Genomic DNA, 13042 nt, shown 5'->3' with positions numbered 1-13042 from the left:
CTCAGACCGCTGTCGCGCCGCCGTCGACGCTCAGGATCGTGCCGTGGATGTTGGCGGCCTCGGGCCCGGCGAGAAACACCACGGCGGAGGCTACTTCGGCGACGGTGCTCATCCGGTGCGACGGCACGCGAGCCAGGACCGGTGCGATGGCGTCGCCGAACTCTCGGGTGCGTTCGGTGGCGATGGGACCGGGGGCCACGGCATTGACCCGGACGCCGGAGGGTCCGTATTCGGCGGCCCAGGCCTTCGTCAGCAAGTGCACGCTCGCCTTGGTGGCCCCGTAAAGCGCCGAGCCTGCGGCGCCGATGATGCCGCTGATCGAGCCGATGTTGACGATCGCGCCATCGCCACGCTGCACCATTGCCGGGGCTATGAGCCCGGTGAGCAGGAACGGTGTGGCGACGCTGACGCCGAATGCAGTGGTGATCTCCTCGGCGGTGACGTCAGCGGTGGGTGCCGGTTGCACGAGGGTGGCGACGTTGTTGACCAGGATGTCGAGCCGGCCACCGAGGGCCTCGGTCGCCGTCACCACGAGATCGGTGATGGTGCCGGGTCCTGCCGCGAAGTCGACGGGAACGAACACCGCGCGGCCGCCCTGGGATTCGATCTGCGTGACGACCTGTTCACCGCGTGCTCGCGTGCGCCCGGTGATGACCACGTGGGCGCCCGCGTCGGCGAGAGCCTCGGCGATGCCGGCGCCGAGTCCGGAGGTCGAACCGGTGACCAGTGCGGTGCGCCCGGAAAGTGTTGCCGCAGTGGTGTTCATGAGGTCGTTCCTTACTGTCGAGTGACGTCGGTGATCGCTGAAGCGAATTCCTGAGGGGCTTCCTGTGGCACGTTGTGCCCGATGCCGTCGAGGACGCGGTGTTGGTAGGGGCCGGTGTAGAGCGCGCGGTAGGTGCTGCCGTCCTTCGCGGGACCGTCGAAGTCGCTGCCGATGGTGATGGTCGGAACTTCGATGGGCGGTTTGGCAGCCAAGCGTTGTTCGTCAGCGTCGTATCGGCTTTCGCCCGGCGCGAGGCTGAGCCGCCACCGGTAGTTGTGGATGACGATGTCGGCGTGGTCGGGGTTGTCGAACGCCCTCGCGGCCATGTCGTAGGCCGCGTCGTCGAAGTGCCACAGTGGGGAGGCGTTGGTCCAGATGAGCCGGTTGAAGTCCTTGGTATTGCGTCGGTATCCGAGTTCGCCGCGTGGGGTGGCGAAGTAGTACTGGTACCACCAGCCGTATTCGGACTGCGGTGCCAAGGGTTCGAGGTTGGTCGCGAGGTTGACGACGATGTAGCCGCTGACGGCGACGAGTCCGGTGCACCGCTGCGGCCAGAGCGCGGCGACGGCGTTGGCGGTGCGTCCGCCCCAGTCGTACCCGCCGAGGATGGCATCGGGAATGTTCAGCGCGTCCATGAGCGAGATCGCGTCGTGCGCGAGCGCGGCCTGCTGGCCGTTGCGGACGGTGTTGGCCGACCGGAACCGGGTGGTTCCGAAGCCGCGAAGGTGGGGCACGATGACCCGGAAGCCTTGGGCGGCCAGTATCGCGGTGACGTCGGCGTAGCTGTGGATGTCGTAGGGCCAGCCGTGGAGCAGGATGACGGGTTGGCCGTCGGGCGGGCCTGCTTCGGCGTACCCGACGTTGAGGTCGCCGGCGTCGATCTGTTTGATCGGGCCGAGCTGGTTCCTCGGCGCGGGCGGTGGGCCCGCGGTGGCGGGTGTCGACGTACACGCCGTCAGGGTGACGGCACCTGCGGCTGCTGTGGCGAGAAGGCCGAAGTCCCTTCTGCTGAAGCCGTTCACAGTGCGTGCTCCTTTCGGATGATGTCAGCGGCGCGTTCGCCGATGACGACGCACGGTGCCATCGTGTTGCCCGTGGTCACTCTGGGCATGATGGACCCGTCGGCGACGCGAAGGCCCTTGACGCCGTAGACGTTGAGCGCAGCATCAACGACCGACATCGCGTCGCGGCCCATCTTGGCGGTGCACGTTTGATGCCAGTAGCTCGAAGCGGCGTCGCGGACAAACCGCTCCAGATCCGGCCCCCGCAGGTTGCCCGGCATGACCTCGCGTTTGGCGAAGGGCCGCAGGGGTGCGGAGTTGCCGATCTCCCGGCATAGTTCGACGGCAGCGACGGCGGCCTTGACGTCGTCTGGGTGGGCGAGCATGTTGGCGTGGATGTCGATCGGGTCGACTGGATCAGCTGACCGCAGCGCGAGGTGGCCGCGGCTCTTGGGTCGGACCACACCGGCGAACAGCGTCCATCCGAATTCCGGGAGGCCGAACCGCGCGATGTTCTCGGCGCTGGATTTCGGCACTTCGGCTTGGCAGGTCTGCAGGTCGGGGGCGTCCATGCCGGCTGCGCTGGTTGCGAAGTAGGTGGCCTCGGATGCGTTGTTGCGTGGGGCCAGCGGTTCGCTGTACTCCCACACGCAGTCGAAGCCAGGATGGTCTTGAAGATTGCGGCCGACCCCGGGTAGGTGGGTGCGAAGCGGGATGCCGACGCGACGCAGCTCCGTCTCGTCTCCAATTCCGGAGTGCAGCAATACCTTTGGGGTGTGGAGCGCCCCGAGCGAGAGGATGACCTCGGTATTCACGGCGATGCGATGCGATTGTCCGTCGAGCACAAGTTCCACGCCGGTTGCCCGGTCACCGTCGAAGCTCACTCGGGTGACGAGTGCGCAGGTGAGGACGTCGAGGTTGGGCTGGTGAAGAACCGGCGCCACGTACGAGGTGAACACCGACTGACGGCGGCCGCCACGCGCGCGGATGTCGCTGATCGCCGCACCCGCGGACTGCTCCATCATTCGCCCGTTCTGATTCTCGAACGTCGGGATCCCCACGGTTCGAGCGGCCTCGATGGTGGCCGGCGCCAACGGATTCGGATCCGGTGCGGGCGTGACGTAAACCGGTCCGCCAGTGCCGCGGTAGTCCGGGTCCGGGTCGCCGTGGAAGTCCTCGATCCGGCGATAGAGATCCAGGACCGATTCGTAACCCCAGCCCTCGTCGCCGGATTCGAAGGCGAAGTAGTCCCAGTCGGCTTTGTGTCCGCGCGCCCACACCATCAGGTTGATGCTGGATCCGCCACCGAGCACCTTCCCCATCGACAGCGGCACCGCGCGCCCGTTCAGGTGGGAGGTCGCCACCGCCGAGAAGCCCCAGTCCCGTTCGCTTCCCAAGTTCAGTGGCCACTGATCGGCCGCAGCAACGCTGGGCACCTGATCGGTGCCGCCCGCTTCGACCAGCAATACCGACACGGCGGGATTCTCGGCGAGCCGGCGAGCAACCACCGATCCGGCGGTACCGGCGCCGCACACGATGAAGTCGTAGGACCGAGCTGGTGACGTGACGATGGGCATGTCTCCCATCTGACCCCGGGCCGCCATATCGTGTCCAACGATTCATTTTGATAGATATCATCAATTTTGTAGATACGCTACGGTCCGTGGAGTTACGCCAGGTCGAGCATTTCCTCGCCGTCGCCGGCGAAATGAGCTTCACGCGCGCCGCGGAGCGTGTCCATGTGGTGCAGTCGGCGTTGTCGACGTCCATCGCGAAGCTCGAACGCGAACTCGACGTCGATTTGTTCGACCGGTCTCGCCAGCAGATTCGACTCACGGCAGCGGGTGATCGGTTCCTCACCCACGCCTACGAGGTGCTGCGCGTAAGCCGCGCGGCCGCCGATTCGGTCGGCGAGTTCCGCCAATCACTCATGGGCACAGTTGAGTTCGGATCACTGATCTCGTTCGGGCCCATGGATGTCGGACGCGCGCTGGGGGACTTCCACCGCGCGCACCCCTTTGTCCGGCTCCGATTGCGGCTGAGCCAAGCAGGCGCGTCGGCCTACCTGGGCGCCCTCGTGGAGGGTTCGCTGGACCTCGCGCTGGTCTCGGTGCCCGACCGGTTCCCTCGTCAGCTGGAGATGCGGCTGCTCTTCGCGGAGCCGATGGTCTTCGTGTGCCGTGGTGACCATGCGTTCGCCGATCGAGGGACCCTTGATCTCGCCGATGTCGCCCTCGAGGACATCGTCGGGTTCCCGCCTGAGTTCGGCTTGCGCCGCCTGATGGAAGGGGCCTTTCGCGCCGTGGGCGTTGCCCCCCGCACCCAGTACGAGGTTCCGGCCGGGTTCGCTGCGATCGCCGACCTCGTTCGCAACGGGTTGGGCACCGCCTTCATGCCCGCATCAGAAGCCCGCCGGTTCAGTGACCTGCGGCCCGTCGAACTTGCCGACCATGTGCTGTGGCAGGTGTATCTGGCCTCGCGTCCGGTTGACCACCTCACGCCGGCCACGGCCCGCCTCGCAGACGCCCTGCTCGATGCCGCCGCTGACGCCCGCGCGCAGTGAATCGGCGGGGCTGCGCAGCGATGCTCCGGTCGTTGGCAGGAGCGTTGTGCACCAGGCCATGCGAAATGCGCCTTCTAGATGGATGTTTGGAGTTCTTATGAAATCCGTACGTGCCGACACGGTGCGCCGCTGGAGGTGAGGCGGTCGCATTCGTGGCCCGAAGGATCGGCTTGGGCGTGACCGGGGAACTCGATCGGCCGCCGCGGCTGCGGCGCGGCGGCCAGATCAGCGACTGCGCAGCGTTAGGGCCAAGTGGGTGTTGTCCGGTAGCTCGCCCGGTGCAACCAGGGCGATCCAGCCGCCGCGGCTGAGTACGGTTTCGATGAGTTCGTCGACGGCGTCGTCGATGACGTCGGGGTGATCGACGTCGGTTGCGGGGATGAGGGTGTCCCCGGTGTCGTCGAGGCGGGCGGGGTAGTAGTAGTGCTCCTCGACGGCGAGCATTTCGGGGCGTTCCCAGCGGGCGGCCAGCCAGGCACTGTCGATGTCGCGCAGTACTCGTCCGGTGCGGGCGCGACGCTCCACGTGGACGAGAGCTTCGTGGCCCCGTGAGGTCAGGTAGTCGCGGAGCACCGGGCGGATGAGGTCCACCAGGCCTTCGGTGGGGGTGGTGAGGTGGTTGCCTTTCACGGTGCCGGCGAGGCGGGCGGTGTTGCGGGACAGGTTGTGAAAGGTGGAGGCGGTCGGTTCGGCGGCGGCCAGCACGAGCGGTGTGGGGTTGAGCTTCAGCGCGGCGCCCAGTGCGCGGTCGACGCGGCGCAAGAAGTCGTCGGGCCGTTCGGCGGTGGGGCCCCGGTTCTTGCCGGCGACGCGACGGTGGATGGGGAAGGCGCTGGCGGGGGAGGGGGTGAGGGTGGCGCCATGTCCGTGCAGGAGGCGGGCTTGGTCGGTGGACAGCAGGAGCACCGTGTGGCGTGGGGTGTGGTGTAGGGTCCGCACCAGGTCGCGGGTGGCGAAGGTGGGATCGATGACGCAGCGGTCAATCACGGGAACCGGCAGAGTGGCCCAGCAGCTGTAAGCACGGTTGACGAACAGCGCTATTGCTCGGTCAGCGGGTTGGCCGAGCGCTTCGGTGATCATCGCCGACAGCGCATCAAGCAGCGCAACGGCGTCCGTGCAGCCTTCGACCGCCAGCCGTTGACGCGCCTGACTCGCGAGGGATCGCAGCGTGGCGATGTCCTTGCCCCCCGGGCGGGGGCCGGGCTGGGTGCTGGCCAAGATGGAGATGCTCGGATCGGACCGCATCGACTGCAGCACGGTCACCATGTCTGTAGTGACCGGGACGAGGTGGTCGGTGTCGGTGATGCCGAATGCGGTTGCGACAGCTGATGTATCGCCGATGCGGTGGGGGGCGGATGGGGTCATGGTCACGGCAGGTCCCGTCTGGAAAGGCCTCAACGCCGCCTAAGCGGGTGTGATGCGCTCTAGAACGAGGTCTTCCTCGGCCCGTCAGCGACTCTCATCAGGCGGGCTGCCTGCGCCGGGTCCGGATGGCCGGAACGTGTTGACGAACGTCAGGCTGAAATGAGGTACTCCCCTCGACACCAGAATGACGAACTCCAGTTCGCGTGTCAAGGAGTTGCCATGGTGAGGTCGACAAGCGATTACGACCGCGCAGTCGGGCCGAGCGCCGAAATGAGGTCGGCGACGCGATGGTGAGCCTCCAGTGGGTGGCGTAGGTGCCCGCCGGGGTTGATTTGGTAGTGATTGCGGCGGCCGACTTTCGTGCGCGTGAGGTAGCCGCCGAGGATCAGGTCGGACACGATCAGCTGCACTGCGCGGCTTGTGATTCCGACACGTGCGGCGATCGTGGGCAGAGTTTGGTGTGGGTCATCGGCGAGGCAGAGCAGTACATGGGCGTGGTTGCTCAGGAAGGTCCACGATCCCCCGACCGCCGCTCCGGTGCCCGCAGTGCCGTGCGGGGCGTCGAGCGCCGAGTTCACGGCGGAGGGTTCAGCGGATCGCATGCCGACGACGTTAAGGCATCGAAACTCGGTGGCGCCAGAACGCACTCGAACCGGGATTGAGAACCTACGGTGTGCTGCATTCGGCTTGACAGACGAACTGAAGTTCGTCATTCTTGGTCCGTGGAGGGGAGTACCCGCCTCGCTCGGATCGTCATTACGGCAGCCCCCTGCGGCTGCCCGGTCTGAGCACCACCGCTCGCAATACCAGCGTCCGATGGTTGGGGAGACCTCCGGTTCACCCGTTCGAACCGGAGGAAAAGCACATGGTTGTTCCGTTGTGGGCGTGGGCTGCGGTCCTTGGCGTCATCTTGGCGATGCTCGCCATCGACCTGTTCGCCCACCGTGACGCGCACGTCGTGACTGTGCGTGAGGCTGCCGCCTGGTCAGCGGTATGGGTCACCCTCGGGCTGGCCTTCGGGGCCATCGTGTGGTGGATGTGGGGGGCGGAGTTCGCCGCCCAGTACTACGCCGGCTACGTCATCGAGAAATCGCTCGCGGTCGATAACGTGTTCGTCTTCGCGATCATCTTCAGCTACTTCGCGGTGCCACGGGAATACCAGCACCGGGTGTTGTTCTACGGAGTACTCGGCGCGCTGGTATTCCGAGCGGTGTTCATCGCCGCCGGCTCAGTCCTCATCGCCAGCTTCGCCTGGATCCTGTACATCTTCGGCGCATTCCTGGTAGCCACCGGAATCCGAATGGCGCTGCACCGCAACGAAACTATCAATCCCGAGCGCAGCATGGTGCTGCGGCTGTTTCGTCGCCTCATCTCGGTCACCGACACCTACCACGGCCAGAAATTCCTCATTCGGCAAGCCGGCCGCTGGGTGGCCACTCCATTGCTGGCGGTACTCGTTCTGGTCGAGGTCACCGACATCGTCTTCGCCGTGGACTCTATCCCCGCAATCTTCGCCGTCACCCAGCAGCCGTTTCTGGTGTTCACTTCCAACGCCTTTGCCATCCTCGGCCTGCGCGCCATGTACTTCCTTCTGGCCGACCTGATGCACCGCTTCATCTATCTCAAACTGGGTCTCGCTCTGGTGCTGGTCTGGGTCGGCGTCAAGATGCTGCTGCTGGAGATCTACAAAATCCCGACTGGCATTTCCTTGGCCGTCGTCGTAGCCCTGCTCGCCATCGCCATTACCGCAAGCTGGATCCGCACCCGCAACGGCGCAACCCCGCCCACCGAAACGACACTCGTAGACGCACCGAAGATCGACACCTTTCATCCAAACCGGTGAAGCGCTCCGCAAGGAAGGTCCCACTCCGCCATGGACGGACTGGCGAATACGTGCAGTTGGACGCCAGTTCGGCAATCTAGAGTGCAACCATGACGCTGATCGAGGTCGAACCGCAGCCTCGTGTCGACACCCTGGTGCGTCTTCCCGGGGGTGGCGAGGCGCGCCGCACCGACTACGCGGGAGTCGTGTGGTTCGACGGCAAGCCGGAGGTGGCAGGCATGCTGCTGCGCCGGGCCGCGAATGCGCCGAAGGGAATCAGGACGCCGAATGTCGAGGCGTCGTTCTACCTGCCCGACAGCCTGCCGTATTCGGGTGCCGCGCTCGCCGGCGCCGGGCTCAGCGTGTCGGTCGCGCTGTGTGGGTCCGGAGAGGTCGGTGCGGTCACCCGCGCCGCCGCCACCTTCGCCGCCGACCCCTCCGGTGAGCCGACGTGGATCCAGCTGTACCTGCAGGGCCATCTCGGGTGGCCCGCCGGCGTCAGCTACCGGGTGGTCGCACTGACGCCACCCGAGGCTGTGTTGCGGCGGTGACCGCGCGTTTGTCGCTCGGGTCAATTCGATTGCATCTGAGCACTTTTCGACGAGAGATGCGCACGGCGCAAAGGGTTAGCGGCGTCGTGCCCAGGGAACCCGGTTGATATGAACTGTCTCATCTATCCAGCTGCCGCCGCGTTGACTGTCTCGGCCGCCTTGGGCCTTGCGGGGAGCGCGATCGCGCAACCAGACGAGTCCGAAGAACCGAAGAGCGCCGTCGATGCGATCGCGCAGCTCCAGAGCGAAGGAAAGAGCGTGCACGTGGTGGGTGCCGAAGACTCACCCCTGCAGAGCTGCGACGTGGCCAACGTTGTGGAGGAAGAAGAGGCGAACGTCGTGACCGTAGAGGTGACCTGCGAGGACGGCTACCCGCGCTGACGCGGTTTGCGCACCTCCGCAGTGGGCATTCGACGGAACGAGGTCCCTGACGCTCAGGAGGTGAGATGCGGTGACGCATTCGAAGACGGAGCCATCGATGGGGGAGTTGGTGAGTCAACTCTCCGAGCAGACGTCCCGGCTTGTCCGCGACGAGATGCGGTTGGCGCAGAAGGAGATGCAGGAGTCGGCCAAGCATGCCGGGCTGGGTGCGGGAATGGTCGGCGCTGCCGCGCTGCTGTCCGTACTTGGCCTGGCGACGCTGATCGCCGGCGCGGTGGCGGCTCTGGCGCTGGCGCTGCCGGTGTGGTTGTCGGCGGTGATCGTCGCAGTCGTGGTGTTCGCCGCTGCCGGCATCGCCGCGCTGGTCGGGAAGAAGCAGGCCGAACAGGTTCCACCGCCGGCCGCGCAGTCCGTGGACAGCGTCAAGTCCGACATCGACGAGATCAAGGTGGCACGCCATGGCAGCAGGACCTGACCCGCGGCCCGAGCCCGGGCCCGACGCCGGCATCGCCGAGCTTCAGGCTGACATCGAACAGACCCGCGGGGAACTGGGCGCAACGGTCGGCGCGCTCTCGGACAAGCTGGACGTCAAAGCACGCGCCCGACAGGCGGTCGCCGACGCGAAGCAGAACGCAAAGAGTCGTCCCGCCGTCCCGGTCGGCGCGCTGCTCGCGGCGGGGGCCGGGATCGGTCTGGTCGTCTGGCTGCGGCGCCGCCGCTGAATCAGTCGCGGTCCCCGTCGGGTTCGGTCAGCTCGGGCGCGATCTCCCGAGTTGCCATGCCGCCCTCACGGCCGTGGTCTTCGGGACCGGGCCTGCCCCCGGCTGGCTCCTCGGTCTTCTCTTCGGATGTGCGGTCACCGGCCATGTCAACTCCCTCCGTCTGGGTTCTTCAGTACCCACGCAGCACACCGGCCAGACATGCGGTGAGCCGGCGTTCTTTGCTGAAAGTCCCTGAAGTGGGTTTGTCGGTGCGAAGATGGCTGCTGACTGTCGGACGGCATATTCGCAGTTGGGGGGCTCGTGAGCGAGGCGGTGATCGTCGACGCCGATAACATCGGCGAGGCAGAGGCCGCCTTGAGCGCGGCCTATACGGCGATGCGACTGGTGTCCGACCGCGACGTCCCGAGCGGACGGACCCGAATCTTCCGGACCAGGGTCGGACCGCTGACTGTCGACGACGCCGAGTTCGACTTCCACGTGATCGCCGACATGGATCCGTCCGACGTTGTACATCTTTGCCGGGTGCGCGGCGGAGTGCTGGGCGGCCACCTGCCCGGTCGGCCGCCGGAACGCCATGGCGCCGGCACGGTGCTGGCGTTCGGGGGGCGCTGCGGTGAACGGATCCACGGCGATATCGACCGCGCCCGCTACGACACGATCCTGCTGGACCGGAACCTGTTGGCAGAGGTGGCATCCGGAGGGTTGGACGCAGACGGCGAGCCGGTCGACCTGACGTCGCTGTCGCCGGTCTCGGAAGAGGCGAACCGCCACCTCGCCGACGTGATGTCACACCTGCGGCGCGACGTCGCGTCCAATGCCCACGCGGTTTCGCAACCCCTGGTCACCGGTCCACTGCTCCGCTACCTCGCGGGATGTGTGCTCGCCGCGTTCCCCAACACCGCCGCCGCCCCGCCCCGCGTCCAGGACAGCAGTCGGCGGCTGCTGGAACGCGCGCTGGCGTTCATCGACGACAACGCCGACAAAGACATCTCACTGGGCGACATCGCCGCGGCCGCCCGCGTGACTCCGCAGTCGGTCGACGCGATGTTTCGGTGCCACTTGAACTGCACCCCGAAGGAACACTTGCGCAAGGTGCGGTTGCACCACGCCCACCGCGATCTGATCGCCAACAACCCCGCGACCGCCACCGTGGCCGACATCGCGGCGCGCTGGGGGTTCGGTGTGGTCGAAGCGTTTGCGGTGTATTACCGGGGCAGGTACGGCGTCCACCCGGAAACCACGCTCGCGAGCTGACTAGGGCCTGCGCGTACGCTGCTGGGCGTGATCGAAATCTCCCTGGACGAGATGCGCACCTGGTTCGGTTTCGGAGTCGCCGGCAACTTCGCCGGGCATCTGGAACAGGCCGGCGAGGCCGCCGATTTCGTCAACGTGACGACTGAGGGTGCCGCGCCGAAGGGCATCTTCCCCTGGTACGCGCCCGGGTCGGACACCTTCCTCGGCGAGTTCCCGCTGTCCCGCGACGCGATCGTGCTGCCGGCCGAAAGCCCAGAGTTCTCCGGCCCGCTCAACCTGCAGATCGAGCCCGAAGTGGGACTGGCGTGCCGGGTGGTGTGGGAGGGCGACACCATCGTCACGCTGCAACCGTTCGCGCTGGGGGCGTTCAACGACTGCTCGATCCGCAGGCCCGGCGCCAAGAAGATCAGCCACAAGAAGAACTGGGGGCCCGCGTCCAAGGGGGTCGCCGCCGAGTTCTTCGACATCAGCGACCTGACCCCGGACGGTCCCACGGCGACCCTGCGGCTGGTCTGCCATCTCAACAGCGACGGTGAGGAGCACGACTACGGCGTCGACAGCCCGCTCATCGGTTACTCCTATTACGGCGAAGTGCTGCTCGACTGGATCGTGGAGCGGCTGGCGAACCAGAAGGGCTCGCCGGACACCCCGCTCGAGGATGTCGGCGCGCTGATGGTCGCCAGCGGTCATCCCGAACACGTGTTGATCGGTATCGGGGCGACCCGTTACACGCCGCTGGGTGAGTCCACCTACCTCAAGAAGGGTGACGAGGCGATCGTGCGGGTGTACGACACCGAGTCGGACGCCGCTTCCGAGCTGCGCCAGCACGTCGAGTAACCGCCAACCGTCGCGCTTACGGTATCTTCGTCGGTTATCGTGTCGCTGTGACGAGCGACGACGACGTGAACGTGGCAGGCCAGCGGGCCCTGGTGATGGGGGCCAGCGGCAACGTGGGGGCCTGTGTGGCCCGCCATCTCGCCACCGGTGGCGCCGACGTCCGTGTGCTGCTGCGAAAGTCCAGTTCCACCAAAGGAATCGACGGGGTGGACGTCGAACGGACCATCGGGGACCCGTTCGATCCCGCGACGGCCGCCGCCGCGATGGCCGACCGCGACGTCGTGTACTACTGCATCGTCGACACCAGGGCTGAGCTCAAGGACCCCGCACCGCTGTTCGAGACCAACGTCGAAGGCCTTCGCAAGGTGCTCGACGTCGCCGCGGCCGCGAACCTGAAGAGGTTCGTGTTCCTGAGCACGATCGGCACCATCGCGGTCGGGGAGAACGGGGAGACCGTCGACGAGGACACACCGTTCAACTGGGCCGACCGCGCAGGCGGCTACATCGAATCCAGGCGCGCCGCCGAGCGGCTGGTGCTGTCCTACGCCGCCGAACGCGGGGTGCCCGCCGTCGTGGTCAACGTCTCGAACCCCTACGGGCCACCGGACTTTCAGCCGCGCCAGGGCATGTTCGTCCAACTCGCGGCCCTCGGAAGGTTGCCGTTCTACGTCCGCGGGGTCGGCGCCGAAGTCGTCGGCATCGACGACGCGGCCGACGCGATGCTGCGGGCCTCGCTTCGGGGGCGCGTCGGTGAGCGCTACATCGCTTCCGAACGGTTCATGACGCACCGCGAGCTGCTCACCACCGCGGCGGACGCGGTGGGCGCCCGTCGGCCCCGGTTCGGTATCCCGATGGCCGTGCTGTACGGCTTCGCCCGCCTCGCTGATGCGGTGGGATCGATACTGCCCGTTCAGGTTCCGATGAGCCGACAGAGCGCCTTCCTGCTGGCGCACACCTCACCGGCCAGCCACGCCAAGGCCACCCGCGAGTTGGGCTGGCATCCGAAACCCACCGAGCACTTCATCGCGCGGGCCGCCGAGAACTACGTGCAGCGCGCCGGCGTCTCACGCCCGAACACCTCCCGCGGCGCCGGCGGTTCGGCGAGGATCGCAGGGAGTACGAACGTCTGCACGTAGCGGCGTGCGGTCTCCGGGTCGTCGATGCCGGGGATCACGCCGAGCAGCATGCTCAGCGAGGTGGTGACGAGGAACTGCCCGACGTCGCCGGGACGCAGACCCGGCCGGAACACCGGCCCGGCCTCACCGTCGTCCATCGCCTCGAACAGCTGCTCCACGAGCTCGGGGAGTCGCGCGGCGCCGGCGACGAGGTGCGCGACGGTGCCCTCGTCGGTCTGCTCGGACAGCGTCTGCAACAGCGGGTCGTGGACCAGCTCGGTGGCGACGATCACCAGTCCCTCGACGAGAATCTCTGCCAGATCGGCATTTTCGGGCAGTCGGCTGACGATCTCGGTTTGATGCCTGTGGGTCTTGCGCGCCACCAGCGCTTCGAGCAGATGCTGCCTGCTGGGGAATTGCCGGTACATCGCCGCGCGGGAGTATCCGGCTTCCCGGGCGATGAGTTCCATCGTCGACGCTTGAAAGCCGCGCTGCAGAATCGAGCGCTCCGCGGCGTCCATCAGGACGGTTCTCGCCTGTTCTGCGGTGTTCCCGCCGCCGACGGGCCGTCCGCGCGCGCGTCGCCGCGGCGGGGCGTCGGGCGAATCAGGTTCTGCCATCGGTGTCCCAGTATGCCAACCCTTGTGCTCAACGACGCCCAGAGC

At 66.9% G+C, this 13042-nt stretch carries 16 protein-coding genes; 9 read left to right on the top strand and 7 right to left on the bottom strand.

Annotation, left to right across the window (positions count from 1 at the left end; translation table 11 throughout):
- Position 1: 1 nt before the first annotated feature.
- From BN976_RS04125 to BN976_RS04115, 3 genes are read right to left on the bottom strand one after another with little or no spacing between them, the layout of a single operon-like run.
- On the bottom strand, positions 2-766 hold the full coding sequence (locus BN976_RS04125; protein ID WP_036368169.1) for an SDR family NAD(P)-dependent oxidoreductase: 765 nt from the start codon (positions 764-766) through the stop codon (positions 2-4).
- Between the two features lie 11 nt (positions 767-777).
- Complete coding sequence (locus BN976_RS04120; protein WP_011777647.1) at positions 778-1788, bottom strand: alpha/beta fold hydrolase; 1011 nt, start codon at positions 1786-1788, stop codon at positions 778-780.
- A complete protein-coding gene (locus BN976_RS04115; RefSeq protein WP_051558331.1) occupies positions 1785-3353 on the bottom strand; it encodes a GMC family oxidoreductase in 1569 nt (522 codons plus the stop codon). Before BN976_RS04115 ends, BN976_RS04120 begins: the two co-directional genes overlap by 4 nt.
- A gap of 77 nt (positions 3354-3430) precedes the next feature.
- On the opposite strand from BN976_RS04115, the gene BN976_RS04110 reads away from it, so the two are divergent.
- Entirely contained in the window at positions 3431-4330 is a 900-nt protein-coding gene (locus BN976_RS04110) for a LysR family transcriptional regulator (RefSeq protein WP_011777649.1), read from the top strand.
- Between the two features lie 225 nt (positions 4331-4555).
- Here BN976_RS04110 and BN976_RS04105 read toward each other — a convergent pair whose 3' ends face one another.
- Complete coding sequence (locus BN976_RS04105; RefSeq protein ID WP_036369143.1) at positions 4556-5695, bottom strand: baeRF3 domain-containing protein; 1140 nt, start codon at positions 5693-5695, stop codon at positions 4556-4558.
- A gap of 239 nt (positions 5696-5934) precedes the next feature.
- Entirely contained in the window at positions 5935-6297 is a 363-nt protein-coding gene (locus BN976_RS04100) for a helix-turn-helix transcriptional regulator (protein WP_235621961.1), read from the bottom strand.
- A 263-nt stretch (positions 6298-6560) separates the two neighbouring features.
- Between BN976_RS04100 and BN976_RS04095 the strand changes: the two genes are divergently transcribed.
- The 5 genes from BN976_RS04095 to BN976_RS04075 all read left to right on the top strand — a co-directional run bounded on the left by BN976_RS04095 (position 6561) and on the right by BN976_RS04075 (position 9171).
- Positions 6561-7538: a TerC family protein gene (locus BN976_RS04095; protein ID WP_036368166.1), complete on the top strand. Its 978-nt coding sequence runs from the start codon at positions 6561-6563 to the stop codon at positions 7536-7538.
- Positions 7539-7627: 89 nt separating this feature from the next.
- Entirely contained in the window at positions 7628-8068 is a 441-nt protein-coding gene (locus BN976_RS04090) for a hypothetical protein (RefSeq protein ID WP_036368162.1), read from the top strand.
- Positions 8069-8176: 108 nt separating this feature from the next.
- A complete protein-coding gene (locus BN976_RS04085) occupies positions 8177-8449 on the top strand; it encodes a hypothetical protein (RefSeq protein ID WP_011777654.1) in 273 nt (90 codons plus the stop codon).
- A gap of 97 nt (positions 8450-8546) precedes the next feature.
- Complete coding sequence (locus BN976_RS04080) at positions 8547-8924, top strand: phage holin family protein (protein ID WP_036368160.1); 378 nt, start codon at positions 8547-8549, stop codon at positions 8922-8924.
- Positions 8908-9171: a DUF3618 domain-containing protein gene (locus BN976_RS04075; RefSeq protein WP_036368153.1), complete on the top strand. Its 264-nt coding sequence runs from the start codon at positions 8908-8910 to the stop codon at positions 9169-9171. Before BN976_RS04080 ends, BN976_RS04075 begins: the two co-directional genes overlap by 17 nt.
- Position 9172: 1 nt before the next feature.
- On the opposite strand, the gene BN976_RS34020 is transcribed toward BN976_RS04075, so the two are convergent.
- A complete protein-coding gene (locus BN976_RS34020) occupies positions 9173-9316 on the bottom strand; it encodes a hypothetical protein (RefSeq protein ID WP_165804702.1) in 144 nt (47 codons plus the stop codon).
- Positions 9317-9471: 155 nt separating this feature from the next.
- Here BN976_RS34020 and BN976_RS04070 point away from each other — a divergent pair, with 155 nt between their 5' ends.
- From BN976_RS04070 to BN976_RS04060, 3 genes are all read left to right on the top strand, one after another.
- On the top strand, positions 9472-10425 hold the full coding sequence (locus tag BN976_RS04070; protein WP_051558273.1) for a helix-turn-helix transcriptional regulator: 954 nt from the start codon (positions 9472-9474) through the stop codon (positions 10423-10425).
- 51 nt (positions 10426-10476) lie between these two features.
- A complete protein-coding gene (locus BN976_RS04065; protein WP_375167673.1) occupies positions 10477-11262 on the top strand; it encodes a DUF5718 family protein in 786 nt (261 codons plus the stop codon).
- Positions 11263-11357: 95 nt separating this feature from the next.
- Positions 11358-12398 carry an NAD-dependent epimerase/dehydratase family protein gene (locus BN976_RS04060; protein ID WP_199558898.1) on the top strand — a complete coding sequence of 347 codons (1041 nt, stop codon included), beginning with the start codon at positions 11358-11360 and terminating at the stop codon, positions 12396-12398.
- Here the strand turns inward: BN976_RS04060 and BN976_RS04055 are convergent.
- Positions 12305-12997, bottom strand: a complete 693-nt coding sequence (locus BN976_RS04055) for a TetR/AcrR family transcriptional regulator (protein ID WP_036368147.1) — start codon at positions 12995-12997, stop codon at positions 12305-12307. The genes BN976_RS04060 and BN976_RS04055 overlap by 94 nt on opposite strands.
- Between the last annotated feature and the right edge of the window lie 45 nt (positions 12998-13042).

The sequence above is a fragment of the Mycolicibacterium austroafricanum genome, assembly GCF_000612725.1.
Classification (GTDB): Bacteria; Actinomycetota; Actinomycetes; order Mycobacteriales; family Mycobacteriaceae; genus Mycobacterium; species Mycobacterium austroafricanum.
The sequence above is the reverse complement of the archived record's forward strand: the minus strand, read 5'-3'. Positions and strand labels throughout refer to the sequence as shown.